The organism is Stenotrophomonas maltophilia group sp. RY12688 (genome assembly GCF_052149045.1).
GTDB classification, from domain to species: domain Bacteria; phylum Pseudomonadota; class Gammaproteobacteria; order Xanthomonadales; family Xanthomonadaceae; genus Stenotrophomonas; species Stenotrophomonas sepilia.
This window is the reverse complement of the sequence record NZ_CP197389.1, coordinates 2,156,567-2,181,896: the sequence shown is the minus strand read 5'-3', so window position 1 is coordinate 2,181,896 and position 25,330 is coordinate 2,156,567. Positions and strand designations below refer to the sequence as shown.

Here is a 25,330-nt window from a genome sequence, read left to right as displayed (position 1 = left end):
CAACCATGATCGACCTCTCTGCCGGTGAAGACGGCCAGGCCAGCGAAGCCCGTCTTGCGCAGCTCAGCGCACACGCCATTTCGCAACCGCTGGTGACCCACATCTACACCGCCGACCCTTCGGCGCACGTGTTCGAGGGACGCCTGTACATCTATCCGTCGCACGACATCGACGGTGGCCAGCCCTTCGACGATGAAGGCGGCCATTTCGGCATGCAGGATTACCATGTGCTGAAGATGGATACGCCCAACGGCACTGCCGTCGATTGCGGCATGGCGTTGCACGTGCGTGACGTGCCCTGGGCGCGGAAACAGATGTGGGCCCCCGATGCCGCCTGCCGTGATGGCCGCTACTACCTCTACTTTCCGGCCAAGGATGCCGGGGGCCGGTTCCGGATCGGCGTGGCGATCGGTGCGCGACCGGAGGGCCCGTTCGTGCCCCAGCCGGAGCCGATCAAGGGCGCGTACTCGATCGACCCGGCCGTGTTCGAGGACGACGATGGCAGCCACTACCTGTACTTCGGCGGCATCTGGGGCGGGCAGCTGCAGAAGTATCGTGACAACCAGTACAGCGAAGCGCACGAGGAACCCGAGGGCAGCGCGCCGGCCCTGGGGCCGCGCGTGGGCCGCCTGGATGCCGCCATGACCGAGCTGGCCGAGCCTACCCGCGAAGTGCAGATCCTGGATGAGCATGGCCAGCCGCTGCGTGCGGACGACCACGCGCGCCGCTTCTTCGAAGGCCCGTGGCTGCACAGGTACCAGGGTCGCTACTACCTGTCGTACTCCACTGGCAACACCCACCAGCTGTGCTACGCCGTGGGAGACAGCCCGTACGGGCCGTTCACCTATGCTGGCGTGATCCTCACCCCCGTGGTCGGTTGGACCACCCACCACTCCATCTGCCAGTTCCAGGGACAGTGGTACCTGTTCTATCACGATGCGCTGATGTCCGGCGGCATTACCCACCTGCGCTCGGCCAAGTGCACGCCGCTGCACATGGAGCCGGACGGAAGCATCCGCACGATCAATCCCTATGGGGCCTGAGCGCATGTTGCCCAGGGATGATGCGCTGGCCCCGCTGGCGGCCGGTGAGCTGCACTGGCTGAGGTGCGGGGAACTGGAGGTTGCGCTCGCCGCAGCGGCGGGCGGGCGCGTGGCGCACCTGCGTTACCGGGGCGTGGAATGGCTGGTGGACGCGCAGGAGACCGGGGCGGCGGCGATCGCCTGGGGCTGCTACCCGATGGTGCCGTGGGCCGGGCGCATCCGCCGTGGACAGTTCCGTTTTGAGGGCAGGCCGCATCGGCTGCCGCTCAACTTCGACGGGCATGCCATCCATGGGGTGGGCTTCTCGCGACCCTGGCAGATCGACCGGCTGGATGCGGCCGCAGCCGAGGTGTCGCTGCAGCTGCCGCGCGACAGCTACTGGCCCTTCGGTGGCATTGCCATGCTGGAACTGCGGTTGCAGGGGCACACCCTGCAGCTGCGCCTTTCGGTCCAGGCCGGCGAGCAAGCGATGCCGGCGGTGCTGGGCTGGCACCCCTGGTTCAGGAAGCCGGACCGGTTGCTGTTCAATCCTCGCGCGATGTATCCGCGGGACAGGGAAGGTATTGCCACGCTGCCCCACGTGGAGCCCACCACCGGCCCCTGGGATGACTGCTTCGTTGCCGACGGTGACATCACGCTGGTACGCGAAGGCCAACGCCTGCGGCTGAGGTCGGACCACGACCACTGGGTGGTCTACGACGCTGCGCCGCACGCCACCTGTGTCGAACCGCAGAGTGGCCCGCCGGACGGCTTCACGCTGGCGCCGCACCGGCTGGAGCCTGGCCAGCGCCTCGCGTTGACGTTCGAACTGGCGTGGGTGGCGGACAGCAGCTGAAGCCCGGCCGGAGTGTCGGTACGCCGCCCGGAGCGGGTGTGGACCCTGGTGCCTGGCACGGGCTGCGCCTCACCACCACGTGCGATCTGCTACAGGTTCCAGTCAACCCGCATGCCCGCGATCAGTGCATTCGGCAGGTCCCGCTGCCGCGCAGGTTCGTTGAACGGGTCCGGATGCACGATGTAGTGCAGGTTCGGTGCAATCCTGAGCTGCGGGGTGAGCTGGATGCCATAGCTCAGCTCCATCATCACCTGGCTTCCGTGCGGGGTGCCGCTGCCGCCGGCGGCAGCGCGGGCCAGGCGGAGGTTCTCCAGCGCGATGCCGCTGTACTTCTGCCGGGTGACGACGAAGCCGATGCTGTCCTGCGGCCGGCGGGCGAACGTGCCTTTCTGCACAAGCCCGGCCTGCAGGAAGTGATCCTCGATCAGCTGCCCGGAGGTACCCTTGAGCGCGGCGCCGAAAAGGGTCAGGCCGCGACCATTGCCATCGCCGGTAAGCTGCTGCTCGAAGCGCGCGAACGCACCGGAGCGACCGTGGCGTGCCGCGTACTCCTGGCCACTGAGCAGCGCGGGAATGCCGTTGGCATCGCGCAGCGGATCGCGATAGGTCGAGTTGTCCTGCCAGCCACCGAGTTCGTAGCGGGCATTCAGTCGTGCCGAAGCCGGGCTGCGCCAGCCGATCGTGTAGGGCACGATCCACCCGGTGGCCTGGTTCGTATTCCACTTCAGGCCATGCTGGCCATCCTCGGCCTGGCTGGGATCGACCTGGTAGGCACCGATGCGGACATAGACATCGGGCGTCACCCAGGCCGTGGCGTCGGCCATCCAGCTCGACACCGGCCACCAGGTGAAGTTGCTGGTGCGGAAAACGTAGGTCGGGTTGCCGCACGCCGAGTTGCCCTGGAAGTACTGGCACAGCTCCGACCCGAGTTGGTGGATGTTGGCGACGCTGCGACCGGCCTCCAGCACCAGCCGGTCGTTGAACAGCTTCTGTTCCAGGGTCAGGTTGGCCAGGCGGGTCCCCTGGCCGCCGTAGATTTCCTGCACCGAGGTGCTGTTGCCGGTGCTGCTGTTGGCGAGGTTGGTGCCGTGGCGATTGATGCCATAGGCCTTGATCGTGGCCCCCCGCCAGCCGAACGCAGCGTCGAGGTCAACATCGGCGCCGAACATCAGCTGGCCGGCGTAAGCGGTGCCGCTGTGCTTGCCGCCATCGAGCGTGGCGGCCGCCTCGCCGGTGTAAGCCAGCTTGGGAGTGAGGACATCACTCGCGTTGGCAGCTACGGTCAGTGAGGGCAGGGTCAGCAGGATCGCTACCGGCACCAGGCGGCAGGAAGGGCAGGTCATGGGCGGGGTTCCTTTTACAGGGTGGGGGCCGTGACCGGCTTCTTGAGGATGCGCAGTGCAATCGCGGTGACCGCCACGCCGGCCAACAGCGCCAGCAGGTAGACACCAAGATGGGTGACCGCGTTCGGGATCGGCAGCACGAACACACCGCCGTGCGGCACCTTCAACTCGACGCCTGCGGCCATCGAGATCGCACCGGCCACGGCCGAGCCGAGGATCAGCGCAGGAATGGTGCGCAGCGGATCGCGTGCCGCGTAGGGAATAGCCCCCTCGGTCACGAAGCTCAGGCCGAGCACGCCGGCGGCACCGGCAGTGCCGCGCTCCTCGGCAGTGAAGCGGTTGCTGAACAACCACGTCGCCAGCGCGATGCCCAGCGGTGGCGTCATGCCGCCGATCATGGTCGCCGCCATCGGCGTGTAGACCTGGCTGGAAATCAGGGCGGTGGAGAAGGCGTAGGACGCCTTGTTGACCGGTCCACCCATGTCAACGGCCATCATGCCGCCCAGCAGCAAACCGAGCAGGATCGCGCTGCTGCCCTCCATGCCGCGCAGCCAGTCGGTCAGCCAGGCCAGCAGTGCGGCCACCGGCGTGCCGATCACGTACATCATCAGCAGGCCGACCAGCAGCGTGCCCAGCACCGGCAGGATCAGCACCGGCTTGAGGCCTTCCAGGCTGCGCGGCAGGCGCAGCGCACGGTTGATCCAGTGCACGCCATAGCCGGCGATGAAGCCCGCCAGGATGCCGCCGATGAAACCTGCGTCCATGTTGACCGCAACCAGCCCGCCGATCATGCCGGGCGCGATGCCGGGGCGGTCGGCGATGGAGTAGGCGATGTAGCCGGCAAGCGCCGGCACCATCAGCATGAAACCGGACTTGGCGCCGATCTGGAACAGCGACCAGGCCAGCGTTCCCTTGTGGGCATCGTCGAAGGCATAGATGCCGCCGAGCGCGAACGCCAGGGCGATCAACAGGCCGCCGGCTGTCACGAAAGGCAGCATGAACGACACCCCGGTCATCAGGTGCTTGTAAGGGCCGGCGCTCTTGTTCTTTTCTGCGGTACGGCCCGAAGCCGCTGTCCCCGCGTGCACGCCGGCCTCGGCCAGCGCCTTGCGGATCAGGTTCTGGCCGTCATTGATCGCCGGCTTGGTACCACTCTTGAACAGGCGCTTGCCAGCGAAACGCGCCAGATCGACTTCGCGGTCGGCGGCGATCAGCACCACATCGGCAGCGGCGATTTCCGCATCGCTCAACGCATCCTGCGCGCCGACCGAGCCCTGTGTTTCCACCCGGATCGCATGGCCCAGCGCTTTGGCAGCCTGTTGCAGGCCTTCTGCCGCCATGAAGGTGTGAGCGATGCCGGTGGGGCAGGAGGTGACGGCAACGATGCGCTTGCCAGCCCCGGTGGCGGGGACACTGGCCGGCGCGGCTGCGAGCGGTGCAAGCGCGGCGACCGGATCGCCCAATACCTCGCCCAGGCTGGCATGCACGATCCGGGCATTGCCGAAGCGTGCGATGTCTGCCTCGCCATCGCCCACCAGCAGCAGTTGGGTCGCGGTGGCGGCGTCCGAGGCGGGCAGCGCGCCGGTCACGCCCTGGTCGCTGCGGATTTCGATCATCAGCTCAAGCCCGCGCTGGCGGGCCGCGCGACGCAGGGCCTCGGCGGCAAGTACCGCCTCGATGCTGCGTTCGCCAGCGGCGATGACTACGGTGGAAGCGTGCATGGGAACTCCTGGAATGCTTCGGGTTCGTCCTTGCCGGAGGCATCGCGGGTGGCCCGAAGCCAACCGCTGCTCCTCCGGCAGGTGTTTCAATCCAACCGCTCGATCAGTACATCGCCGGCCCCGGCGCGCACCTGCGCCGGATCGAGCCGCCGCGCGTCTCCGCTATCCAGCCGGCTCATCGAGAACGCCGTGGCCAGTCGTGCACAGGCGGCCAGGTCGAGGGAGCGCTCCAACAGCGCGGCGGCGATGCCGGCGACCATGGCATCACCGGCGCCCACCGTGCTGCCCTGGGCCAGACGCGGCGGTCGCGCGACCAGTGCGCCGGCGCGATCAATGAACAGCGCGCCGTCGGTCCCCATGGAGATGGCGACGAGTGCGACACCGCGTTCGACCAAGGCCTGGCCTGCAGCGCGCAGTGCGCTGCGATCCGGCAGCGACGTGCCGGTCCAGGCCTCCAGTTCGTGGCGGTTGGGCTTGATGGCGTAGGGCAGCGCGCCCCGCGCGCCGTCCAGCGCAGCTGCAAGCGCATCGCCGCTGGTGTCCAGCAGCACGCGCGCACCGGCCGTTCCGGCCTGCGCCTGCAACCGCGCCCATGCATCGGCCGGTAGTCCGTGCGGCAGGCTGCCGGACAGCACGACCGGCAGGCCGGGCGCGAGCAGGGCGCCGAGCTGGCGCGACACCGCGTCCAGATCGGCAGCGTCCACGGCCAGGCCTGGCAGGTTGATGTCCGTCGTTTCGCCGTTGGCCTCTTCGACCAGCTTGATGTTGGTGCGGGTATGGCCCGGAACGCGCAGGCAGCCGTCAATGATGCCCCGCTCACGGAACAGCGTGCGGAACACGCCGTCGTTGCCGTCGCCCAGCACGCCCAGCGCGGTGATCGGCACGCCCCAGTCGGCCAGGCAGGCCGCCACGTTGATGCCCTTGCCGCCTGCGTCGTCGCGGGAGCTGCCGGCGCGATGCACGCGGCCTGGCTGCAGGCGGGCCAGGCGCACGGTCTGGTCGATGGCCGGGTTCAGGGTCACGGTGACGGCGCGGGCAGTCATGCGCGCGCTCCATCGAGGCCGCGCACCTGCTCGGCGGTTTCGCACCCCAGTGCGGTGCTGGCCAGCGCTTGCAGTTCGGTCATCGCGGTGCCACGCAGGCGCGCCTTCACCGCCGGGATGTCGTTCGGGGTCATCGACAGTTCGTCCACGCCCAGGCCAGCCAGCAACATGGCGCCGAAGGGATCGCCGGCCAGGCCGCCACAGACGCCGACCCAGCGCCCATGCAGCCGTGCGCCTTCAACCGTGGCGCGGACCGCGCGCAGCACCGCCGGATGCAGGCTGTCGGCCTCGGCGGCGAGTTCCGGGTTCTGGCGGTCGATCGCCAGCACGTACTGGGTCAGATCATTGGTGCCGATCGAGAAGAAGTCGGCATGGCGCGCCAGTACGTCGCTCTGAGCGGCGGCAGCCGGCACTTCGATCATGATGCCGATCGGCACCACCGGCGCCTCCAGCTCGGCACGCAGGCGCTCACAGATGGCGCGCAGTGCGACCAGCTCGGTCACCGACGTGATCATCGGGAACATGATGGACAGGCGTGCACCGTCCTTGGCGGCGCGATACAGCGCACGCAGTTGCGGCTCCAGCAGGTCAGGGCGGCGCAGCAGCAGGCGCGCGCCGCGCACGCCGAGGAACGGGTTCTCCTCGCGTGGCAGTTCCAGGTGCGCCACCTGCTTGTCGCCGCCGATGTCGAGCGCGCGCACGATCAGCGGGCGGCCGTTGAGTGCCTTGGCCATCGCCAGATAGGTGGTGTACTGCTCCTCCTCGCTGGGCGTACTGCCACGTTCGAGGAACAGGAACTCGGTGCGCATCAGGCCGACGCCTTCCGCACCCTGTTCCAGTGCCAGTGGCACCTGGTCGGGCAGGTTGACGTTGGCGCCGATGTCGATGCGGTGGCCGTCGAGGGTCTGGGCGGGTTGCGCGCGTTGCGCGGCTTCGCGCTCGCGGATCTGCTGCTGTTCGGCGATCCATTCGCGTGCCGAGGCGAGATCGGCTTCGGAGGGGGACAGGTAGAGCCGTCCGCTGCTGCCGTCCAGGATCGCTTCGCGGCCTGGCTGGATCGCCAACAGCCCGGCGCCGCCGGCCACCAGCGCCGGCAGGCCCAGCGTGCGCGAGAGGATGGCGGTGTGCGAGGTCGGCCCGCCCTGCGCGGTGGCCAGGCCGAGCACGCGACCGGTGTCGAGATTGGCGGTATCCGAAGGCGACAGATCTGTGGCGATCAGGATGCACGGTTGCGACGGCAGATCCGCCAGGCCACCACCTTCAGCAGAAGGGTCAAGCTGCGCCAGCACGCGTCGGCCGACATCACGCAGGTCCGCCGCGCGCCCGGCCAGCACCGGATTGCCCAGCGCCGCCAGCCCGGAGGCGATCTGCTCGATGGCCTGGTGCCATGACCACGCCACACCATGGCCTTCGACCATCAGCTGGCAGGTGCGGGTGATCAGGTCGGTGTCGTCGAGCAGCGCGGCCTGCGCCTTGAAGATCGCCGCATCCGAAGCGCCAAGGCGGCGCTGGGTGTCGTCCTGCAGGACGGCCAGCTGCTGGCGGGTGCGGCCGAGTGCATCCTGCAGGCGTGCGCCGCCCTCGCCAAGCGGGGCAGGACGGTCGGTGACTTCCGCCTGCGTGCTGGCCAGCACATGCACCGGGCCGATCGCCAATCCGGGGCTGGCGCCGATGCCAATGATCGTCGCCTGCGCTTCGGGCGGTTTCCACCCGGCGACAGGGGCTGCTGCCTTGCGCTGGGCTGCACGCTCGGCATCAGCCCTTTCCTGTGCGACCAATCCATCCATGACCTTGCGCAGCGCAGCCAGCAGCGCGGGGGCATCGGCGCCCTCGGCAGAAACACGCACGGCATCGCCCTCACGCAGCCCGAGCTGAAGCAGCGCTACCAGACTCTTGGCATCGGCCACCTGATCGCCTGCGCGGACCTGCGCGCGGGCTGCGAAGCCGCGCGCCGTCTCGGCCCAGCGCGTGGCAGGACGGGCGTGCAGTCCGTTGGGGTAGGCGATGGTCCATTCGAAGCGCTCGGCCAGATCCACCGCTGGCGCGTGGGTGGCGGCAATCGCAACATCGCCGGCCAGCGCGTTCATGATCTCACCCGCCTCGGTGGTGGTGAACAGCCGCTGCAGCGTGGACTCGTCCTGGATCAGCCGGGTCAAGCGGCGCAGCACCGTGATGTGGGTATCCGACTGGGCAGCGATGCCGACCACCAGACGGGTGATCTGTCCCGGGTTCCATTCCACGCCTTGCGGCAACTGCAGCACGGCGATGCCATCGCGGAGCACCAGATGGCGGTCCTCGCCAAGCCCGTGCGGGATTGCTACGCCGTGTCCAAGGAAGGTGTTCGCCAGCGTTTCGCGCCGCCCCATGCTGGCTTCGTAACCCGGCGCCACGCAGCCGGACGCGACCAGCATCTGGGCGACCTGCGCAATGGCATCGGTCTTGTCCTGCGCCCGCGCGTCCAGGCGGATCAGTTCTCGGCTGGCCGGGGAAGGGGAGGTCTGGGGCGACAAAGGGGGCTCCGCGGAAGGGGTGGCTGAGATGTATTGGGAACGTTCCCACTCGCCATTTCAATGTGCAGTGCACAAAAATCCAATAGTCCTTTGGCGTTAACATGGTCCTGGACGGCCGTCCGGCCCAGAAAAGCGCTCGATTCCGGGAACGATACCAGTGAGCATCAGCATCAATGACGTCGCACGCGTGGCGGGGGTATCCAAGTCCACGGTGTCGCGGGTGCTCGGCGGCGGCCCGGTCAGCGAGACCGTGCGCGGCCGGGTGGAGGCGGCGATTCGCCAGACCGGATATCACCCCAACCTGCAGGCAAGACGCCTGCGCGCCCGGCATACCGGCATCATCGGCCTGATCGTGGCCGATATCCGCAACCCGTTCTTTACCGCGCTGATCCGCGCCGTGGAGGAAGTCGCGTACCGGGAAGGCCTTCGCGTCACGCTCTGCAACACCGATGAGGACCCCGAGCGCGAGGCGCTGTATCTGCAGTTGATGCATGAGGAACGCATCAGTGGGCTGATTTTTGCGCCCACCCGGACCACGGTGGGGCGGCTGGACCGGCTCACGCTGGATTACCCGACGGTACTGGTCGATCGTGCCGCACCCGGTGGCTCGATCGACAGCGTGGTCCTCGACAACGCAGCGGCGATGGCGGGCCTGGTCGAACACCTGGCCGAGCGCGGCTATTGCCGCATCGGTGGCCTGTTCGGCAGCACCAGTACCACGGCGGCCGAACGCCGCGACGGCTATATCGCTGCAATGCGCAGGCACGGGCTGGAACCGGACTACCGCGAGGTAGAGCCCACGGCCGAGGCCGCCATCGCAACGGTCGAGCAGTGGTTGACCAGTCCTTCGCGTCCCGATGCGCTGGTCGCCAGCAACAGCCTGCTGCTCATGGGCGCATTGAAAGCGGCCCGCAGCGCTGGGCTTGCGATTCCAGGAGAGCTGGCGCTGGCAGGCTTCGACAACGAGCGATGGACCGAGCTGGTCGAACCGGGTATTACCGTGGTCGAGCAGCCGGTTGAAGAGATGGGGCGGGCTGCGATGTCGTTGTTGCTGGAGCGCCTGCGCATGCCGGAGCTGCCGGTACGCAGACTGGTGATGACGGGAAGATGCGTGGTGAGAGGGTCAACGGCTGCGCGATAGTCCGGCGCAGCGTCTGCGGCAGTAGCAGTCGCAGTCGCAGTCCATGAGGCTGGCACTGGGGTGTTGGCGGGGCGCGCGTTGTCTGCTAAAAGCCATCTGGACACGCAGACCGGATGGGTCATCGCCTTGTCAGAGCCTTATTCAGCGCTGTTGCGCCTGCAGTTGCGCCACGAAGATCTCTCCAGATGGCTGGCGGCGCCCCTGCCTTCGCCATCCCGATGGTCCGACTGGCGATGCATCGCCGGGCCGTGGCGCTTGGGCAACGGTGAATGCCTGGCGTCTTCAAGCGACGAGGCGTTGGATGAACTGCTCATAGCCTGCCAGGCCCTGCTGGCCCGCTACCCCGACAATCGCGCCGCATTGAAGGCCTTCCTTGCATCCGCGCAGGCCGAGAATATCCAGGTTGCCGCCTATGACCGCACTGGTACGCACTTTGTTGCGGGATCGCTGACGTATTCGGAAAGCCTCTACGATCTCATCGCGTTTCTGGCTGTGGCACGGGGCGCGGCCGATTTCCTGAAGGCGGGCGACCATGGGGTGGCACTGGTCCACGACTATCTCTGGGCAGAGGAAGGTGAGCGCGAGACCGTTGCCGCGATTGCCCTGGCCGGCCAGGGGGAATCCGGATTCCTTTCTTCCACGGACCTGGATACCGCTGCCGCGCCCTTCGACGCCTTGGTGGAAGCCATGCTGGAAGCTGAGGACGACCCGGCGTTTCAACCACGCAACCAGCTTGATCAACTCTGACCGGCGCCGCGTGGAATCCAGAAAAACGACAGCCAGGACCCCGATATGAAAGGACATCACGCCCGCCTCGCGCACCGCCGCATGCGTTGGCTCCTGACACTGTGCCTCGGCGCCCTGGTGGGACCCGCCGTGGCAGGCACAACGCAACCGGAACGCACTTGGCTTGTCAGTGGGGCCGAGCTCATCACGCTGCTGCAGGGCAAAGGCGCTGACGGGTTCTGCGATGGCGAACACTGCCGGGGGCTGTCCAGCGCCCGGGCCAGCAGCTATATCCTGGGTGTCGCCGATGCCAGCCGCGGTCAGTGGTGTGGGCAGGGCCGGATCCTTCCGCATGAACTGGTCGATCAGGTGTCTTCCCATCTCCGGCAGCTGCCCCGCGAGCGATTGCAACAGGATGCGTCTCCCCTGGTTGTCGAAGGGCTGCGCGCGGCGTTTCCCTGTGGTCGCGGCACATCGCCTGGTGGCAGTGCCGAGCCCGGCAAGGCACGCTGAGACGCGTGGACTGGGCGTTGGCAACGCGGGCTGCAGCCTGCGTAATGAACACATCGGTGTTCTGCACGCTGGCGACACGATGCATTCACGACCGCCGACCCCCGCGCCCGCGACACTGCATGCTCCTTTCTCCGCATGAGGTGCCCCATGGCTACCTGTGATGTCTGCGGCAATGACTACGACAAGAGCTTCACCCTCCAGCAGGGTGGACGCAGCGGCACCTTCGATTCGTTCGAGTGCGCCATCCCTGCGTTCGCACCGCGCTGCGCACATTGCGACTGCGCGATCATCGGGCATGGCGTTGAAGGAAACGGTCATATCTTCTGCTGCGCACATTGCGCCGGTCACGCCGGTGTAAAGGGAATCGCAGACCGGGCCTGAGCCCGCTCCGGCCGGTCATGCCGGGACCAGCGAGGCGAGCCGCGCGACCCGGGCCGCGCCCGAATCGGCGAGCAGCGCCATCGCACACTGTTTCCGGGCCGGCGTCCCCGCCACAGCCTCCCGTGCCACCACTACGTCGAATTCCCTGGCGTTGGCGTCCAGCGCGGTAGCCAGGACACATGAATCGGCCGTCATCCCACCGAGCCAAAGGCTGCGCACGCCAAGCTTCGCCAGCAGAATCGGCAACGGGCTGGCCAGGAACGCCGAATGCTTGGGCTTGAGCACGAAGTAGTGGCCGGGCAGGGGAGAGAGGAGGTCGGCAATCCGCCCGGCCGGTCCTCCATCCCGCTGGCACTGTGCTACCTGCTGGCGGAAGTCACGCTTCCAGTCGGAGAAGTTGTCATTGGCGTAGATGACCGGCCATCCGTGGCCATCAAAGTGGTCTCTCAAGCGTCGGATCTGTGCGGCCGCCCGCTCCGCTGCTGGTGCCAGCGCCTGCGCGCCCGGGAAGTCGAAGCGACTGAACATGTCGATGATCAGCAAGGCGGTTGACGGAGCATTTCCCATGGTTCAATCCCCTGTCTGCGCGTGCGGAGCTTCGACCGGCTTGGATTGCGGTGAGTCCTTCTGCCGCAGGAAGATCGTGAGCACGACCAGGGACAGCACGGCAAGGAATTCGCTCTGCCAGTTCTGCATCGATTCGAACCAGAACGTGCTGCTGCCCAGATGCTCCAGGAAACCCGGCACCGGCAACCCCTGCAACTGCTGCTCGACCTGATCGGCGCGCCAGCTACCCAAGGCGTGCAATGTAAAACTGAGCAGGAACAACAGCCCGAAGGCGATCGCAAGCGAGTGACCGTAAAGCACCTTCCATGCGCCGCCGCGACGAACCGGCCACGGCGCAGGTCCCGGCTCCACGCGGTTCTGCTCCTGCGCGGGGTCCAGCGGCCGGGATTCGGCTGAGCCACGCTGGCGCAGACTGACGGTCAGAAGAACGTACATCCCCATCTGCAGGAACTCGCTCTCCCAGTTTTCGAATGTAGCGCTGACAAAATGCCCGGTCGCCAGGTAGTGCCACAGGTCGACCGGCGCGCGTCCGTGCTGGGTCAACCCCTGATTGTGCACGTGATGTCCCGCAACTGCCTGCCCGGCAATGAAGACGACAGTGAGTGCAAGCAGTACCAGCGAGAGACCGTTGCGTTTCCACATGCAACACCTCGTTCAGGCCGACCAGAAATCGTGCATGCAGCTTGCGCCGGCAGCGCACCATGACGCGTGAATCCGGCGCATCCAGGATGTGAGGCGGCCTCAACGCTTGCCCGTCGGATCGGGATCGGGACGCTCGTAGTCCTCGGGCACGGCCTTGGGGCCATCGCCGTCGTCCGGCATGTCGTGCTCTTTCCACTTCGCTCGATCATTGCGTCGCTTGTCCGGCGTGTGCGCTTTCGATTGATCGTCCACGTCTGTTGTTGGATTGAAAGGCAGCTTGTCGTTCATGCTGGGCTCCTGTGGCGGGTGTTCGCAGCGTGGCCCGGGCGGGGTTAACGCCACGACGCCGCGGAATGAACGCTGCGCACACCTGGATGTCACCGGGGCGGGAGGACGTCCCTGACATGCTGTCGTTCCGATCTTCTGGAGAAGCACGATGCAGGCATTGACCTATCACGGCCGCAAGGATGTGCGCGTCGAGACCGTGCCGGACCCGGTGCTGGCGGCTGAGGACGATCTGATCCTGAGGGTTACCGCCACCGCCATCTGTGGTTCGGACCTGCACCTGTATCGGGGCAAGATTCCCGATCTGCACGACGGCGATGTGCTGGGCCACGAATTCATGGGCGTGGTGGAAGAGGTCGGCAGCGGCGTAACGCAGGTGAGGCCGGGCGATCGCGTGGTGATCCCCTTCGTGATCGCCTGTGGCGAGTGCTTCCACTGCCGGCTGGCCGAGTATGCCGCCTGCGAGACCACCAACACGGGCAAGGGCGCTGCGCTGAACCAGAAGGGCCTTCTGCCTCCGGCGGCGTTGTTCGGGTACAGCCATCTGTATGGCGGCGTGGCAGGCGGACAGGCCGAATTCGTGCGCGTGCCCAAGGCGAATGTGGGCCCACTGCGCATTCCGGAAGGCGTGGCCGACGAACAGGTTCTGTTCCTGTCGGACATTCTGCCCACCGGCTATCAGGCCGCGCTGAACGCTGGGGTCAAGCCGGGCTCGACAGTAGCCATCTTCGGTGCCGGTCCGGTGGGACTGATGAGCGCGGCCTGCTGCCGGCTGCTGGGTGCGGAGACCATCTTCATGGTCGACCATCTTCGCTACCGCCTGGACTACGCGCGCCGTGCCTATGGTGTGACGCCGATCGACTTCAAGGAGATCGAGGACCCGGCCGATTACATCCTGACCCAGACCAGTGGACGCGGCGTGGATGCCTGCATCGAGGCCGTCGGTTTCGAGGCCGAGGGCAGTGCCCTGGAGTCAGCGCTGACCGCCGTGAAACTGGAAGGCAGCAGCGGCGTGGCCATCCGTCAGTGCATCGCTGCCGCCCGCCGCGGCGGCGTGGTCAGCATTCCCGGTGTCTATGCCGGTTTCATCCACGGGTTCCTGCTGGGCGATGCGTTCGACAAGGGGCTGACATTCAAGATGGGACAGACCCACGTGCAGGGACTGATGCCGGAACTGCTCGACGCAATCATCGAAGGAAAGCTGGATCCGGGGGACATCATCTCGCACCGGATGCGCCTGGCCGATGCAGCGCAAGGCTATGCGATGTTCGATGCCAAGGACGACGACTGCCGCAAGATCGTATTGACACCCTGAGCGAGCCGTCATGAGCGGGATTGTCATGGCCTGTGTCTACGCAGTCTGGTTGACCGCCGGTGCGCTGGACTTCCACTTTCACCGGCGTACCGATCTGCCGCACACGTCCGCGATGCGCGAGAGCCTGCTGCATGGGCTGCAGCTGCTGCTCATCGGCAGCGGCGTGCTGGCGTGGCTCGTGCTGGAAAGCACGTGGTTGCTCGTCACGCTGCTGGCAGTCCTGGTCATCGCGCATGCAATCGCCGGCTACCTCGACACCGTCAGCGCGGACGGGCGGCGACGCATCAGCCCGGCCGAGCAGCACGTGCACAGTGTGCTCGACGCCGCTCCCTGGGTGCTGCTGGGCGGAGTGGCGTGGCAGGCCGAGCCTCGTTGGGCAGTCAATGTGGCACCGGCAGCACCGGCGCTGTGGGGGTTTGTATTGCTGCCGGCGCTTGGCCTGGTGGTGTTGCCGTGGCTATGGGAACTGCGCCAGTGCGTGCGTGCAAGCGAACAGCGCCAGCGGTGACCGCGTGAGGAACACTGCGCCAGGTATTCATGTGGCCGCCACATCGCCAAGACAGTGATGTGACCGCAGGGCGCCTACGTTCATGACCTATCTTCATTGCAGACCGGCCATGCAGGATGTGACGTCGCCTTCTTCGCTGTTCAACCGCGCGCGCCAGGTTCTCGCCCAGCAGCCCGCGCTGCCTTTGCCCGGAAGTGGCCACACGCTGCAGCGTTGGCGGGCGCTGGCGGCGTGGGGGGCAGAGGACCTCTGCTTGGCCAAGGTACTGGAAGCGCATTACGACGCCCAGGCGATCATTGCCGAGCTGAACGCGCCTAGGGTTGCTGAAGGGCAGCTGCTGGCGGTGTGGGCCGCAGAAGGCCCAGCCAACACCCTGCGCATCGACGCCGGCGGTGGACTGTATGGTGACAAGCCCTGGTGTTCAGGCAGCGCGTGGGTGGATGCGGCACTGGTAACCGTGCGGAACACACACGGCGTGTGGCTGTGCCATGTGCCGGCGGAGCATTGGTGCACGCTTTCGGGTGAGCCCTGGCCGGCGGCTGGCATGGCCGGCATTCCGTCCACGACGGTGCGCTTCGACGGCGCACCGATGACGATTCTGGGACCGCGCGACGCCTACCTGCAACGGCCGGGCTTCTGGCATGGCGGAGCCGGTATCGCGGCGGTCTGGTTTGGCGCAGCGGTGGCACTGGCTGAACGCATGCGGCCGGCCTGCAGCGACGGCAACCGCGCACGGCTGCTGGGTGCAGCGGACCTTGTGCTGGGGTCGGCTGCGGCGCTGCTTCGCGAAGTGGCCGCACGCATCGACGACGCGCCTCAATCGGCGCATCGGGAAGACGTAGTGCGGCTGCGCTGCGTGGTCGAACGGGCGGCGACGCGCGTCCTGGACCTTGCAGGCCGGGCGCTCGGTCCGGCGCCGATGTGCCTGGAAGACGGTCACGCCCGCCGCTGGGCGGACCTGACGGTGTTCCTCAGGCAGTGCCATGCCGATCGCGATTGGCAGTGGCTGGGTGAGCAGCGGGCAGCCGAGGAGACCGCATGGGCGCTGTAGCCAGCACACCCCTGCAAGGACAGGGAACTCAGGAACAGGCCTGGCTGCGCTGCGATTGGCTCTGGCAGCAACCGTCCACGCCCGCCCGTTCACTGTGCGCCGGCCACGACCGCCTTGTGGTCGTTGCGCCGCATCCCGACGACGAGATTCTTGGCTGTGGTGGGCTGCTCCATCATGCCGCGGCACAGGGCATGGAGGTTGGCGTCATTGCCGTGACCGATGGTGAAGCGTGTTATCCGGGTGAACCGTGGTGGACACCGGAGCGCCTGCGGTCGGCGCGTCGGGCAGAGCTTGCTGCGGCATTGGCGGAACTTGGGATTGCGGCCGACGCGACGTTTCATCTCGGCATCGGCGATGGCGCGGTCAGCAAGCACGAACAGGGCCTGCAGGACTGGCTGCAGCAGCACCTGCAGCCGGGCGATCTGGTACTGGCGCCCTGGCGCTTCGATGGGCACCCCGATCACGAAGCGGCAGGGCGTGCAGCCTGCCGCGCCGCGCGCGCAGTGGGTTGCCGTCGCCTGGAGTACCCGGTATGGGGCTGGCACTGGCTGGATCCGGCCTGCGCGCACATGGCGTGGGAGCTGCCGCGACTTGTCGACATTTCCGCAGCAGCGTCGGTAAAACGGAGTGCGATCGCCCGGTTCCGGACGCAGACGGGCAACGTGCCGGGCCTGAACAGCCCGCCGGTGCTGCCTTCCCATGTACTGGCCCGATTTTTCCGCGATTACGAGGTATTTCTGGCATGAGCGCGCAACCGTACTTCGATGAACTGCATGAGCAGGAAGACCCTTTTGGCTACCGCAGTCGGTGGTATGAAGAACGCAAGCGTGCGTTGCTGCTGGCCAGCCTGAGCCAGCGCCAGTTCAATCGTGGCTGGGAGCTGGGATGCTCCAACGGCGTGCTGACCGAGGCCCTGGCGGCCCGCTGTGAGCGCCTGCTGGCCACCGATATCAGCCCGCGCGCAGCGTTCCGGGCCCGCCGCAACCTGGCCTACCTGCCGCACGTGCAGGTCCACTGCGCCAGCCACCCCGAGCAATGGCCGCCGGGGCGCTTCGACCTGATCGTCTGCGGTGAGATGGGCTACTACCTGGGGACGAGGGCCCTTCGCGAGCTGCGGGCCGGAATCGATCAAGCACTTCGTGACGACGGATTGCTGGTCGCCTGCCATTGGTTGCCCTCGTTCCCCGGGCGGGTGAGCCGGACCGAAGTCGTGCATCGCTGCCTTGCCGACGGCCTGCACGAAGCCTTCCACTATCGCGATGCGGACTTCGTGCTGCAGGGCTGGACGCGCGGCACGCTGTCACTGGCCCGCAACGAGGGCCTGCGGTGATAGGCGTTCTGGTCCCCGCGCACAACGAGGCAGCCAGCATGGCGCGCTGCCTGCAATCGATCCGAAGGGCGGCCCTGCACCCGGGCCTGGGCGGCGAAGCGGTCGAAGTGGTGGTTGCACTGGACGCTTGCTCGGATGCGACGGCGTCCATCTGCCACCAACAGCGCGTCGGCATTGTGCGGCTGGATGCACGCTGCGTGGGGATTGCCCGCGCAGCGGCCGCCGTCGAGCTGCTGGGTCGCGGCGCCAGGTGGTTGGCCAGCACCGACGCTGATAGCGAGGTCCCTGGCGACTGGTTGGTTGGACAACTGGAGCAGCCGTGTGACGCCTTCTGCGGACTGGTGGACATTGCGGCGCGCTGCCCGTCCGAACATCGCCTGCGCAGGGTATTCCAGGGGCGGCAGCAGTGGGGGGAAGGTCACGGGCGCATCCATGGTGCCAACCTGGGTGTCTCTGCCCATTTCTATCGTGCGGTCGGCGGTTTTCCTGCCTTGCGCTGCGGGGAAGACGTTCGGATGGTGAGGGCGCTGCAGGCCTGCGGCGCGGATGTACGCTGGGCCGGTGCTCCCGTCGTCTTCACCAGTGCGCGTCTGGAAGGGCGCGCCGCAGGGGGATTTTCAGCCTATTTGGCTGAAATGGGGGCGGCGGGTGCCCCTGCCGTGCTGACCGGGCCGGCCATTGCGTAAACACCGGCCATTTCGCCGCACCGCAGCAGGGGGGCGCGCCGTCAGGCGTCTCCGATTCAGGCCGAATCCCATGAAACCCGGGCACATCGGCCGATATGTGACGCGCTCCCTGTACGCGTTTACGGCGCGTGAACGCTGCCGACCTTAGATTGATCGGCTCGGAGAGCAGGAGCGGCCGATGCCGAACAGCGCGATTGTCTACGCCAGCCGGGCTGCCCCCGGGTTCACGCCGGAACGCCTGGCTGCACTGATGGAAGATGCGGCCCGCTTCAATCGATCAGCGGGCGTGACCGGGGTCCTGTTGTTTGACGGGCAGCGCTTCCTGCAATACATGGAAGGCCCCGCGGACGGGCTGGATGTTGCCTTCTCCCGCGTAAGCGGCGCCCGCAGCCACACCGAACTGACCGAACTCGGGCGTGGCCGTGTCGGGCAGCGGCGGTTGCCGTTCTGGCCGATGCGCTGCCTGTCGGTCAGCGCGGGCGAGCTGCAGAGGATCGCCCTTGCTGACTGGAGCCGTTTCATCCAGCGGGCGGTAACGAGCCAGGACGAAGCCGAAGCGATGGAGAAGCTGCTTGCAGTCGTTGAGCCCTACGCGAACGCCGCTTGAAGTGCGGGACGGGTGCTAGCATGTTGTGCAGCTGATCACACGCCGCACAGTGTCCTGCAACTGATCGATGTGGAATGGCTTGGTCACGAAGGCGGCGCGGCGGTGGCGCTGTGGCACCAGCTGGTCATAGACCGCAGAGACGAAAAGAAAGGGGATGCCAAGTTCCGCTAGGCGATCAGCGACTGGAAATACCACGCCGTCTCGAAGCTCGACGTCCAGCACGGCGCCGTCGAACCGCTGGGTATCCAGCAGTCCCAGCGCGTCGAACACGCTGTAGGCGTGTGTCACCTGGTCGCCAGCGTCCTCAAGTGCATGTTCCATCAGTGCTGCCAGGTCGAGCTGGTCTTCCACCAGCAGCAGGTTGCATCTGCGCTGGCTCAATCCGGATTGCATGTGTGCAGCCTGTGTTGCTTCGGGAACGCCAGTCTGTGCTGTGTAGCATCAATACGGTGCGTGCGGCTTGTCAGCCCGGCGCGAAGCCCGTGAAGCGCGCTTCCAGCACCGTATAGGCAGCGTGCAGGGCCGGATGGAGTTTGTTGACGGCGCCTTGGCACGTGCCATGGATACTGCCGCCGTCCCCCGCATCGGAGCTTTTCTCATGCCGCTATCCGGAACCGATTCTGCTTCCCCCCGCGTGCTGCGTGTCGAGTGCATGCCGCTGGACTGCGGTGGCACGGCCGTCGTAGTGGAACTGGACCGCATGCCTGAACGGACGTGGATGAAGTCGCTCAAGCGGGCGCTGCAGGCCGACGATGTCCTGGAGGACGCGCACGCCAAGTTCGATGGGCGCTTCGTGTATGTCGTGGGCGTGGAAGGCGGCGCTCACCGTATGCAACATCGTGTGGTACAGGCGCTGGTGGCAGCGGACGCTCCGCGCGCTCCGGCTGGCAGCCTGCGAAGTCGAGCCGGCGGCACGGCACTGTCCAGCCCGATGCCCTGAGCGCAGACCAGGGCCATCCCGAAGTCCGTAGATGCTATCGCTGCATCAGGGCTGCGTGCAGCGCACACCTTGGGCGGTTCACACCTCCCGACGAGGCGGTCCCCTGCTGAGGTGGCTGCGTACCGGGCGCGCCGGACATTGCGGTGGTCTGCGGCTTGTGCCCGATCAGCGCGTCATGCCCAAGCGGCGTGGACGCGCCGCAACTCGACGCAGCCTCCACACCGGACTCACCGCGCGTACGACCGGCATCGCTAAGGTAAAGCGGTCCGCAACCATCGGTGGTGCCATGCCTCTTCGTGCGATTGCCTACGTGAGTGAAGCCTCCCGCAACCTGACCGCAGCGCGGCTGCAGCAGCTTGTGGCCGAAGCGGTGCAGTTCAACGAATCCGTCGATGTCACCGGCACGCTGCTGTTCGATGGCTCGCGCTTCCTGCAGTATCTGGAGGGCCCGGAGGCCGGGATCAATGCGGCGTACACGCGCATTCTCGCGGCCTGCAGCCACAGTGGGATCGTCGAGCTGAACCGGGGCAGGGTGGGGCGCCGACAGTTTCCGCACTGGCGGATGCGCAGCGTGCGGGTGGACGAACTGGCGCTGGGAAAGATCGCCATCTCCGACTGGACCGGCTTCGTGCGCAGCGCGTCGGCGCTCGACTCGGGCAAGAGTGCACTGGATCGTCTGCTGTCGATTTCGCAGTCGCACACGGAGGCAGGTGCGGGCGGCATCACCGAACCGGACGGGCAGCTGGCACGATGAAGGCCACAGCCGCCCCGGTTGCGCCCGCCCCACCACGCGTCGGTTGTGCGGGCTGGTCGCTGCCGCGGGCGGTTCACGAAGCGTTCGGCGCGGGCGACAGCGCACTGCAGCGCTATGCCACACGCCTGCCGATGGTGGAGATCAACTCGTCCTTCTATCGACCGCACCAGCCCAGCACCTACGCGCGATGGGCGGTGAGCGTTCCGGAGGGCTTCCGGTTCGCGGTGAAACTGCCGCGGGAGATCAGCCATGAGCGCCGGCTGCGCGATGCGATGCAGCCGTTCGAACAGTTCCTGGATGGCGTGCTGGAGCTGGGTGGAAAGCTGGGGCCGCTACTGCTGCAGTTGCCGCCAAGCCTGGTGTACGACGCGGCCACGACCAGGGAATTCCTGCGGGGCCTGCGTTCACGCACCCAGGCCGATGTGGCGTGCGAGCCGCGCCACCCGAGCTGGTTCACGCCGGAAGTGGATGCACTTCTGAGTGCGCATGGCGTGGCACGGGTCGCTGCGGATCCGGCACGTGTGCCGGTTGCAGCGATTCCCGGCGGTGACCGCACGTGGAGCTACTGGCGCTGGCACGGCCAGCCGCAGATGTATCGCAGTGCGTACAGCGAGCAGAGCCTGGCGGAGCTGGTGCAGCCGCTGCGGCGCGAAGCCGATGCGCAACGGCCGGCCTGGTGCGTACTGGACAATACCGCACTGGGCCATGCCACCGGCAACGCGCTGCGCCTGCAGGCGCTGCTGCAGGAGAACGCACATGCCTGAAGGCCCTTCCATCGTGCTGTTGCGCGAAGCCGCAAGCCATTTCAAGGGGCACGTGGTCCGCACCGTGTCCGGTAACAGCCGCATCGACCTGTCACCGCTGCAGGGCCGCAGGGTCAAGGCGGTCCGCAGTTGGGGCAAGCACTTCCTGCTGGAGTTCAGCCGCCACACGCTGCGCATCCACCTGATGATGTTCGGCAGCTGGCGCATCGACGGACGGAAGCCAGGCCCGGCACGGGTATCGCTGGTGTTCGACAACGGTGAGCTGAACTTCTACGCGTGTTCCGTGCGCCTGATCGACCAGCCGCTGGACGACATCTACGATTGGCGTGCGGACGTGATGAACGAGGCCTGGGATCCAAAGCTGGCCCGGCGCAAGCTGAAGGCCATGCCGGATGTCATGGTCTGTGATGCGCTTCTGGACCAGACCGTCTTCGCCGGCGTGGGCAACATCATCAAGAACGAGGTGCTGTTCCGGATAGGCGTGCATCCGGCCACCCGGCTGGGCGACCTGCCACCACGCAGGCTTACCGCCATAATCGAGCAGGCCCCCGCCTACAGCTTTGATTTCCTGGAGTGGAAGCGCCGTTTCGAGCTGAAGAAGCATTGGCAGGTGCACACGAAAAAGGTCTGTCCCCTGTGTGGTGGCCCGATCAGCAAGCTCTATCTGGGGACCACGCGGCGACGCACGTTCTTCTGTCCCAATGATCAGGTACTGTACGGGACCTGAGGCTGCCGTCCGTGGCAGCCGGGTTCCGCGGCGCGCCGATCAGGCGGCCTGTGCAGCCTTGGCATTGCCGCCGCCCTTGGCCAGCAGGGTCAGCTTCTCGTCGGTGGCCTTCTCTTCCTCCAGCGTCTCCAGCAGCAGCGGAAGGGCATCCTTGTAGCCCAGTTGCTTGGCCAGCGCGGCGATGGTGCCGTAGGACGCAATCTCGTAATGCTCGACCTTCTGCGCGCCGCCGATCAGGGCCGCATCCCGCACCGGCCCCTTGTCGATGCTGTCGATCACTTCCTTGCCTTCCTCCACCAGGCCCTCCATCGCCGCACACTTGATGCGCTTCAGGCGAATGCCAAGCACCTCCACCACCTGATCGATGCGTTCGATCTGGCCCTGCGTTTCTTCCAGGTGCGTTTCGAACGCTGCGGCCAGGTCCGGGTTCTCGGCCGCACGGGCCAGGCGCGGGAGGGCCTTGGTCAGCTGCTTCTCGGCACTGTAGATATCCGAGAGTTCGTGGATGAACAGGTCTTCCGCCGTCTTGATAGCCATACTGGGCTCCGCAGTGAGTGGAGTGCTCAGCGTAGGTCCTGCCCGGTTGCGATCGGGCAGGGGCCAGGTGAAGGCGGCATGTGAGCGCCCGCAGGATTACTCCGCACGGTCTTTACGAGAGTGCGCCAGAACCGTACGGCATGCAGCGGCCTCCTCATCCCTGTGACGGTCCGGCCCCATCAACGGTGGGGGAAAGTAATGTCAAACCTTCAGGCAACGCGCATTAACAATCAGCAGGGCGGGGGAGCCCGGCGTCGGCCGCGGCGGCGCCACGCCATCACCTGGCCCACCACCGCCGTCAACAGCAGCATCGCATTGGTCACCACGAAGACCACGCTGCCCAGCATCGCGCTGTACACCGTGAACAGCGCAGATGCGGTCATCTGGCCTGCGAACAGCCACCTGGATACGGCTTCCGGGTTGGACGACTGCCACTGCTTCACCATCTGCCGGATCAAGGTTGCCATCAGTACCGCCGTGGCGGCCCAGCCAAGTATGTCGGGGTGCATGAGGGCCTCCGGTGTGTGGGCAGCCCCACGCTAGCCCTTGGCTGGGCAACGCCGTACGAACGAGAGGTGAAGACAGCATCCCGCCTCCGGCGCCCTCGCGCCATTCACTCCGGACCGGTGACAATGGCCGCTCGGGCGCACCATGCGCGATCCGCCCACCGAATGCAGGAATGCTGAGATGTCCAACACCCCCTTTGGCGAATCGTCATGTGCTGCCGCAGCCAGCGGCTGCATCGAGGTCCGCGGTGCGCGCGAGCACAACCTGAAGAATGTCGATGTCTCCATTCCACGCAATGCACTGGTGGTGTTCTCCGGCGTGTCGGGGTCCGGCAAGTCCTCGCTGGCCTTCGGCACGGTCTTCGCCGAGGCGCAGCGGCGCTACTTCGAATCCGTCGCGCCCTACGCGCGTCGCCTGATCGATCAGGCCGGCGTGCCCGACGTGGATGCCATTGACGGGCTGCCACCGGCGGTCGCCCTGCAGCAGCAACGCGGTGCCAGCAATGCGCGCTCATCGGTGGGCAGCGTGACGACGTTGTCCAGCCTGGTGCGCATGATGTACTCGCGGGCAGGGGCCTACCCGGCCCACCAGCCCATGCTGTACGCCGAAGACTTCTCGCCCAACACCCCACAGGGTGCCTGCAGCACCTGCCACGGCCTGGGGCACGTCTACGAGGTGACCGAAGCGCTGATGGTGCCGGACCCGTCGTTGAGCATCCGCGAGCGCGCCATCGCCTCCTGGCCACCGGCATGGCATGGCCAGAACCTGCGCGACATCCTGGTCACGCTGGGCTATGACGTCGATGTGCCGTGGAAGAAGCTGCCGAAGAAGGACCGGGACTGGATCCTGTTCACCGAGGAAACGCCCACGGTGCCGGTCTATGCCGGCTTCACGCCGGCCGAGACCCGCGCCGCGCTCAAGCGCAAGCTGGAGCCCAGCTACATGGGCACGTACACCGGCGCACGCCGCTACGTGCTGCACACCTTTGCCAACACCCAGAGCGCGCTGATGCGCAAGCGTGTTTCCCGCTACATGGAAGGCCGGCTGTGCCCCGCTTGCCAGGGAAAGCGCCTGAAGCCGGAAGCGCTTTCGGTCACCTTCGCCGGCGTGGACATCGGCGAGTTCATGCGGCTGCCGCTGGACCAGCTGGCGGCCTTGCTCGAGCCCATCGCGCAGGGCGATTTCAGTGCACACAGCCACGGCGCGCGTACCAGCAGGCGTGCAACGCCCAGCGATCGCGCCAAGCGGGCAGCAAGTGGCCGCGCGACCCACGCCGGCGCACCCGACGTGCGTCTGACCTCAGCCTTGTCCGAGGAAAAGCGCCTGGCGGCACAACGGCTGGCGGGTGGGGTCATGGCGCGGGTACGACAACTTCGCGAGCTCGGCCTGGGCTATCTCTCACTGGACCGCGCCACGCCCACACTGTCGGCCGGCGAACTGCAGCGCCTGCGCCTGGCCACGCAGCTCAGCTCGTTGCTGTTCGGCGTGCTGTACGTGCTCGACGAACCCTCGGCCGGCCTGCATCCGGCCGACAGCCAGGCGCTGTACGACGCACTGGAACGGCTGCGCGACGGCGGTAACTCGGTGTTCGTTGTTGAACATGATCTGGAGCTGATGCGCCGCGCGCAGTGGCTGGTGGATGTGGGCCCGCAGGCAGGAGAGCATGGCGGACGCGTTCTCTACAGTGGCGAGCCCGACGGCCTGCGCAACGTTCAGGATTCGCGCACGGCGCAGTACCTGTTCGACCGGGTGCCCGCGCCGGCCAGCCGGCAGCGCAGTGCCAACAGCTGGCTGGCGCTGCAAGGCATCCATCGCCACAACCTGCACGGCGTGGATGCGCAGGTGCCGTTGGGGTTGCTGACTGCAGTGACCGGCATTTCCGGATCGGGCAAGTCCAGTCTGATGGCGCAGGCGCTGCCTGAGCTGATGCTGCTGCACCTCGGGCATGAGACAGCAGACGACGGCGCCGACAGCGCGCCCACGGATGGACCCGCCGTGATCGAACCCACTCGGGGCCAGCTGGCCGGCGACGTAGACGCCATTCAACGCGTGGTACAGGTAGACCAGAAGCCCATCGGGCGTACGCCACGCTCCAACCTGGCTACCTACACGGGCTTGTTCGACCACGTGCGCAAGCTGTTCGCCGCGACACCCGACGCGCGCCGCCGCCGTTTCGACGCGGGCCGCTTTTCGTTCAACGTGGCCAAGGGCCGATGCGAAACCTGCGAAGGCGAGGGTTTCGTCAGCGTCGAACTGCTGTTCATGCCCAGCGTCTATGCGCCGTGCCCCACCTGTCACGGCGCCCGCTACAACGAGGCCACGCTGAAGGTGCAGTGGAACGGCCGCAACATTGCCGAGGTCCTGCAGATGACGGTGGACCAGGCCCATGCGTTCTTCGCCGAAGAAGAGGCCATCGCCCGCCCGCTGCAGTTGCTGCAGGAGATCGGCCTGGGCTACCTGCGGCTGGGCCAGCCGGCCACGGAGCTTTCAGGGGGTGAGGCGCAACGCATCAAGCTGGCCACAGAGCTGCAGCGCAGCCAGCGCGGGCGCACGCTGTACGTGCTGGACGAACCCACCACCGGGCTGCATGCAGCAGACGCGGACAGGCTGCTGGTGCAGCTTCAGCGGCTGGTGGACGCAGGCAACACGGTGGTGATGATCGAGCACGACATGCGTTCTGTCGCACAGGCCGACTGGGTGATCGACGTCGGCCCGGGCGCTGGCAGCGCGGGCGGCACCATCGTGGCGAAGGGCACGCCGCAACAGGTGGCCCACGCCAAGGGCAGCAGGACTGCGCCGTTCCTTGCGCGCGAGCTGGGGCAGGCCAGCTGACGCCATCTCATCTGGGGCTGCA

28 protein-coding genes are annotated in these 25,330 nt (G+C 66.9%); 18 read left to right on the top strand and 10 right to left on the bottom strand.

The window, feature by feature from the left end; all coding sequences use genetic code 11:
• Window positions 1–5: 5 nt before the first annotated feature.
• Both ACS0OT_RS10325 and ACS0OT_RS10320 read left to right on the top strand, forming a co-directional pair.
• Complete coding sequence (locus tag ACS0OT_RS10325) at window positions 6–1,043, top strand: glycoside hydrolase family 43 protein (protein ID WP_442255788.1); 1,038 nt, start codon at window positions 6–8, stop codon at window positions 1,041–1,043.
• Complete coding sequence (locus ACS0OT_RS10320) at window positions 1,033–1,878, top strand: aldose epimerase family protein (protein WP_442255787.1); 846 nt, start codon at window positions 1,033–1,035, stop codon at window positions 1,876–1,878. The genes ACS0OT_RS10325 and ACS0OT_RS10320 overlap by 11 nt, the downstream gene beginning before the upstream one ends.
• 89 nt (window positions 1,879–1,967) lie before the next feature.
• Here the strand turns inward: ACS0OT_RS10320 and ACS0OT_RS10315 are convergent, their stop codons facing one another.
• From ACS0OT_RS10315 to ptsP, 4 genes are all read right to left on the bottom strand, one after another.
• Complete coding sequence (locus tag ACS0OT_RS10315) at window positions 1,968–3,221, bottom strand: carbohydrate porin (protein WP_442255786.1); 1,254 nt, start codon at window positions 3,219–3,221, stop codon at window positions 1,968–1,970.
• 14 nt (window positions 3,222–3,235) lie between these two features.
• Complete coding sequence (locus ACS0OT_RS10310) at window positions 3,236–4,942, bottom strand: PTS fructose transporter subunit IIC (protein WP_279945699.1); 1,707 nt, start codon at window positions 4,940–4,942, stop codon at window positions 3,236–3,238.
• Between the two features lie 86 nt (window positions 4,943–5,028).
• On the bottom strand, window positions 5,029–5,985 hold the full coding sequence (locus tag ACS0OT_RS10305; protein WP_065186396.1) for a 1-phosphofructokinase family hexose kinase: 957 nt from the start codon (window positions 5,983–5,985) through the stop codon (window positions 5,029–5,031).
• Window positions 5,982–8,495, bottom strand: a complete 2,514-nt coding sequence (gene ptsP / locus ACS0OT_RS10300; RefSeq protein WP_139727118.1) for a phosphoenolpyruvate--protein phosphotransferase — start codon at window positions 8,493–8,495, stop codon at window positions 5,982–5,984. Before ptsP ends, ACS0OT_RS10305 begins: the two co-directional genes overlap by 4 nt.
• A 157-nt stretch (window positions 8,496–8,652) precedes the next feature.
• On the opposite strand from ptsP, the gene ACS0OT_RS10295 reads away from it, so the two are divergent.
• From ACS0OT_RS10295 to ACS0OT_RS10280, 4 genes are all read left to right on the top strand, one after another.
• Window positions 8,653–9,636 (top strand): LacI family DNA-binding transcriptional regulator, encoded by a 984-nt coding sequence (locus ACS0OT_RS10295; RefSeq protein WP_442255785.1) that lies wholly within the window; start codon window positions 8,653–8,655, stop codon window positions 9,634–9,636.
• 60 nt (window positions 9,637–9,696) lie between these two features.
• Window positions 9,697–10,383 (top strand): hypothetical protein, encoded by a 687-nt coding sequence (locus ACS0OT_RS10290; protein ID WP_095377586.1) that lies wholly within the window; start codon window positions 9,697–9,699, stop codon window positions 10,381–10,383.
• A gap of 45 nt (window positions 10,384–10,428) precedes the next feature.
• Complete coding sequence (locus ACS0OT_RS10285; RefSeq protein WP_231114029.1) at window positions 10,429–10,875, top strand: Rap1a/Tai family immunity protein; 447 nt, start codon at window positions 10,429–10,431, stop codon at window positions 10,873–10,875.
• 147 nt (window positions 10,876–11,022) lie between these two features.
• Window positions 11,023–11,256 (top strand): hypothetical protein, encoded by a 234-nt coding sequence (locus ACS0OT_RS10280; RefSeq protein ID WP_442255784.1) that lies wholly within the window; start codon window positions 11,023–11,025, stop codon window positions 11,254–11,256.
• Between the two features lie 15 nt (window positions 11,257–11,271).
• Here ACS0OT_RS10280 and ACS0OT_RS10275 read toward each other — a convergent pair whose 3' ends face one another.
• The 3 genes from ACS0OT_RS10275 to ACS0OT_RS10265 form a co-directional block, all read right to left on the bottom strand.
• Window positions 11,272–11,823 (bottom strand): cysteine hydrolase family protein, encoded by a 552-nt coding sequence (locus tag ACS0OT_RS10275; RefSeq protein WP_139727117.1) that lies wholly within the window; start codon window positions 11,821–11,823, stop codon window positions 11,272–11,274.
• A 3-nt stretch (window positions 11,824–11,826) separates the two neighbouring features.
• Window positions 11,827–12,465: a DUF6766 family protein gene (locus ACS0OT_RS10270; RefSeq protein ID WP_139727116.1), complete on the bottom strand. Its 639-nt coding sequence runs from the start codon at window positions 12,463–12,465 to the stop codon at window positions 11,827–11,829.
• Window positions 12,466–12,564: 99 nt separating this feature from the next.
• The gene (locus ACS0OT_RS10265; RefSeq protein WP_005409707.1) at window positions 12,565–12,753 is read right to left on the bottom strand and encodes a hypothetical protein; all 189 of its coding nucleotides are present in this window, start codon (window positions 12,751–12,753) and stop codon (window positions 12,565–12,567) included.
• A gap of 148 nt (window positions 12,754–12,901) precedes the next feature.
• On the opposite strand from ACS0OT_RS10265, the gene ACS0OT_RS10260 reads away from it, so the two are divergent.
• The 7 genes from ACS0OT_RS10260 (at window position 12,902) to ACS0OT_RS10230 (ending at window position 18,247) form a co-directional block, all read left to right on the top strand.
• Window positions 12,902–14,065, top strand: a complete 1,164-nt coding sequence (locus ACS0OT_RS10260) for a zinc-dependent alcohol dehydrogenase (RefSeq protein ID WP_111128454.1) — start codon at window positions 12,902–12,904, stop codon at window positions 14,063–14,065.
• 10 nt (window positions 14,066–14,075) lie between these two features.
• The gene (locus ACS0OT_RS10255) at window positions 14,076–14,573 is read left to right on the top strand and encodes a hypothetical protein (protein ID WP_065186752.1); all 498 of its coding nucleotides are present in this window, start codon (window positions 14,076–14,078) and stop codon (window positions 14,571–14,573) included.
• Window positions 14,574–14,682: 109 nt separating this feature from the next.
• Window positions 14,683–15,624 (top strand): acyl-CoA dehydrogenase, encoded by a 942-nt coding sequence (locus ACS0OT_RS10250; protein WP_442255783.1) that lies wholly within the window; start codon window positions 14,683–14,685, stop codon window positions 15,622–15,624.
• Window positions 15,612–16,370 (top strand): PIG-L deacetylase family protein, encoded by a 759-nt coding sequence (locus ACS0OT_RS10245; RefSeq protein ID WP_032954171.1) that lies wholly within the window; start codon window positions 15,612–15,614, stop codon window positions 16,368–16,370. The genes ACS0OT_RS10250 and ACS0OT_RS10245 overlap by 13 nt, the downstream gene beginning before the upstream one ends.
• Entirely contained in the window at window positions 16,367–16,954 is a 588-nt protein-coding gene (locus tag ACS0OT_RS10240) for a class I SAM-dependent DNA methyltransferase (protein ID WP_442255782.1), read from the top strand. Before ACS0OT_RS10245 ends, ACS0OT_RS10240 begins: the two co-directional genes overlap by 4 nt.
• On the top strand, window positions 16,951–17,640 hold the full coding sequence (locus tag ACS0OT_RS10235; RefSeq protein ID WP_442255781.1) for a glycosyltransferase: 690 nt from the start codon (window positions 16,951–16,953) through the stop codon (window positions 17,638–17,640). The genes ACS0OT_RS10240 and ACS0OT_RS10235 overlap by 4 nt, the downstream gene beginning before the upstream one ends.
• A 178-nt stretch (window positions 17,641–17,818) precedes the next feature.
• The gene (locus tag ACS0OT_RS10230; protein ID WP_005416573.1) at window positions 17,819–18,247 is read left to right on the top strand and encodes a BLUF domain-containing protein; all 429 of its coding nucleotides are present in this window, start codon (window positions 17,819–17,821) and stop codon (window positions 18,245–18,247) included.
• Window positions 18,248–18,262: 15 nt separating this feature from the next.
• Here ACS0OT_RS10230 and ACS0OT_RS10225 read toward each other — a convergent pair whose 3' ends face one another.
• Window positions 18,263–18,640, bottom strand: a complete 378-nt coding sequence (locus ACS0OT_RS10225) for a response regulator (protein WP_032954170.1) — start codon at window positions 18,638–18,640, stop codon at window positions 18,263–18,265.
• 166 nt (window positions 18,641–18,806) lie between these two features.
• Between ACS0OT_RS10225 and ACS0OT_RS10220 the strand changes: the two genes are divergently transcribed.
• From ACS0OT_RS10220 to ACS0OT_RS10205, 4 genes are all read left to right on the top strand, one after another.
• A complete protein-coding gene (locus ACS0OT_RS10220; RefSeq protein ID WP_229765966.1) occupies window positions 18,807–19,187 on the top strand; it encodes a hypothetical protein in 381 nt (126 codons plus the stop codon).
• 286 nt (window positions 19,188–19,473) lie between these two features.
• A complete protein-coding gene (locus ACS0OT_RS10215) occupies window positions 19,474–19,941 on the top strand; it encodes a BLUF domain-containing protein (protein ID WP_005416570.1) in 468 nt (155 codons plus the stop codon).
• Window positions 19,938–20,705, top strand: coding sequence for a DUF72 domain-containing protein (locus tag ACS0OT_RS10210; RefSeq protein WP_188238589.1), 768 nt, complete (start codon window positions 19,938–19,940; stop codon window positions 20,703–20,705). Before ACS0OT_RS10215 ends, ACS0OT_RS10210 begins: the two co-directional genes overlap by 4 nt.
• Window positions 20,698–21,432: a DNA-formamidopyrimidine glycosylase family protein gene (locus ACS0OT_RS10205; protein ID WP_188238590.1), complete on the top strand. Its 735-nt coding sequence runs from the start codon at window positions 20,698–20,700 to the stop codon at window positions 21,430–21,432. The genes ACS0OT_RS10210 and ACS0OT_RS10205 overlap by 8 nt, the downstream gene beginning before the upstream one ends.
• 39 nt (window positions 21,433–21,471) lie before the next feature.
• Here the strand turns inward: ACS0OT_RS10205 and ACS0OT_RS10200 are convergent, their stop codons facing one another.
• Together ACS0OT_RS10200 and ACS0OT_RS10195 are read right to left on the bottom strand one after the other, a co-directional pair.
• The gene (locus tag ACS0OT_RS10200) at window positions 21,472–21,969 is read right to left on the bottom strand and encodes a YciE/YciF ferroxidase family protein (protein ID WP_005416567.1); all 498 of its coding nucleotides are present in this window, start codon (window positions 21,967–21,969) and stop codon (window positions 21,472–21,474) included.
• Window positions 21,970–22,199: 230 nt separating this feature from the next.
• Complete coding sequence (locus tag ACS0OT_RS10195; protein WP_139727112.1) at window positions 22,200–22,478, bottom strand: hypothetical protein; 279 nt, start codon at window positions 22,476–22,478, stop codon at window positions 22,200–22,202.
• A gap of 178 nt (window positions 22,479–22,656) precedes the next feature.
• On the opposite strand from ACS0OT_RS10195, the gene ACS0OT_RS10190 reads away from it, so the two are divergent.
• A complete protein-coding gene (locus ACS0OT_RS10190) occupies window positions 22,657–25,308 on the top strand; it encodes an excinuclease ABC subunit A (protein ID WP_374082840.1) in 2,652 nt (883 codons plus the stop codon).
• The last annotated feature ends 22 nt before the right edge of the window (window positions 25,309–25,330 follow it).

Coding starts and splice junctions, on each gene's coding strand:
- ACS0OT_RS10325 (WP_442255788.1), top strand. CDS start 6: ATGATCGACCTCTCTGCCGGTGAAGACGGCCAGGCCAGCGAAGCCCGT.
- ACS0OT_RS10320 (WP_442255787.1), top strand. CDS start 1,033: ATGGGGCCTGAGCGCATGTTGCCCAGGGATGATGCGCTGGCCCCGCTG.
- ACS0OT_RS10315 (WP_442255786.1), bottom strand. CDS start 3,221: ATGACCTGCCCTTCCTGCCGCCTGGTGCCGGTAGCGATCCTGCTGACC.
- ACS0OT_RS10310 (WP_279945699.1), bottom strand. CDS start 4,942: ATGCACGCTTCCACCGTAGTCATCGCCGCTGGCGAACGCAGCATCGAG.
- ACS0OT_RS10305 (WP_065186396.1), bottom strand. CDS start 5,985: ATGACTGCCCGCGCCGTCACCGTGACCCTGAACCCGGCCATCGACCAG.
- ACS0OT_RS10285 (WP_231114029.1), top strand. CDS start 10,429: ATGAAAGGACATCACGCCCGCCTCGCGCACCGCCGCATGCGTTGGCTC.
- ACS0OT_RS10280 (WP_442255784.1), top strand. CDS start 11,023: ATGGCTACCTGTGATGTCTGCGGCAATGACTACGACAAGAGCTTCACC.
- ACS0OT_RS10275 (WP_139727117.1), bottom strand. CDS start 11,823: ATGGGAAATGCTCCGTCAACCGCCTTGCTGATCATCGACATGTTCAGT.
- ACS0OT_RS10270 (WP_139727116.1), bottom strand. CDS start 12,465: ATGTGGAAACGCAACGGTCTCTCGCTGGTACTGCTTGCACTCACTGTC.
- ACS0OT_RS10265 (WP_005409707.1), bottom strand. CDS start 12,753: ATGAACGACAAGCTGCCTTTCAATCCAACAACAGACGTGGACGATCAA.
- ACS0OT_RS10260 (WP_111128454.1), top strand. CDS start 12,902: ATGCAGGCATTGACCTATCACGGCCGCAAGGATGTGCGCGTCGAGACC.
- ACS0OT_RS10255 (WP_065186752.1), top strand. CDS start 14,076: ATGAGCGGGATTGTCATGGCCTGTGTCTACGCAGTCTGGTTGACCGCC.
- ACS0OT_RS10250 (WP_442255783.1), top strand. CDS start 14,683: ATGCAGGATGTGACGTCGCCTTCTTCGCTGTTCAACCGCGCGCGCCAG.
- ACS0OT_RS10245 (WP_032954171.1), top strand. CDS start 15,612: ATGGGCGCTGTAGCCAGCACACCCCTGCAAGGACAGGGAACTCAGGAA.
- ACS0OT_RS10240 (WP_442255782.1), top strand. CDS start 16,367: ATGAGCGCGCAACCGTACTTCGATGAACTGCATGAGCAGGAAGACCCT.
- ACS0OT_RS10230 (WP_005416573.1), top strand. CDS start 17,819: ATGCCGAACAGCGCGATTGTCTACGCCAGCCGGGCTGCCCCCGGGTTC.
- ACS0OT_RS10225 (WP_032954170.1), bottom strand. CDS start 18,640: ATGCAATCCGGATTGAGCCAGCGCAGATGCAACCTGCTGCTGGTGGAA.
- ACS0OT_RS10220 (WP_229765966.1), top strand. CDS start 18,807: ATGGATACTGCCGCCGTCCCCCGCATCGGAGCTTTTCTCATGCCGCTA.
- ACS0OT_RS10215 (WP_005416570.1), top strand. CDS start 19,474: ATGCCTCTTCGTGCGATTGCCTACGTGAGTGAAGCCTCCCGCAACCTG.
- ACS0OT_RS10210 (WP_188238589.1), top strand. CDS start 19,938: ATGAAGGCCACAGCCGCCCCGGTTGCGCCCGCCCCACCACGCGTCGGT.
- ACS0OT_RS10205 (WP_188238590.1), top strand. CDS start 20,698: ATGCCTGAAGGCCCTTCCATCGTGCTGTTGCGCGAAGCCGCAAGCCAT.
- ACS0OT_RS10200 (WP_005416567.1), bottom strand. CDS start 21,969: ATGGCTATCAAGACGGCGGAAGACCTGTTCATCCACGAACTCTCGGAT.
- ACS0OT_RS10195 (WP_139727112.1), bottom strand. CDS start 22,478: ATGCACCCCGACATACTTGGCTGGGCCGCCACGGCGGTACTGATGGCA.
- ACS0OT_RS10190 (WP_374082840.1), top strand. CDS start 22,657: ATGTCCAACACCCCCTTTGGCGAATCGTCATGTGCTGCCGCAGCCAGC.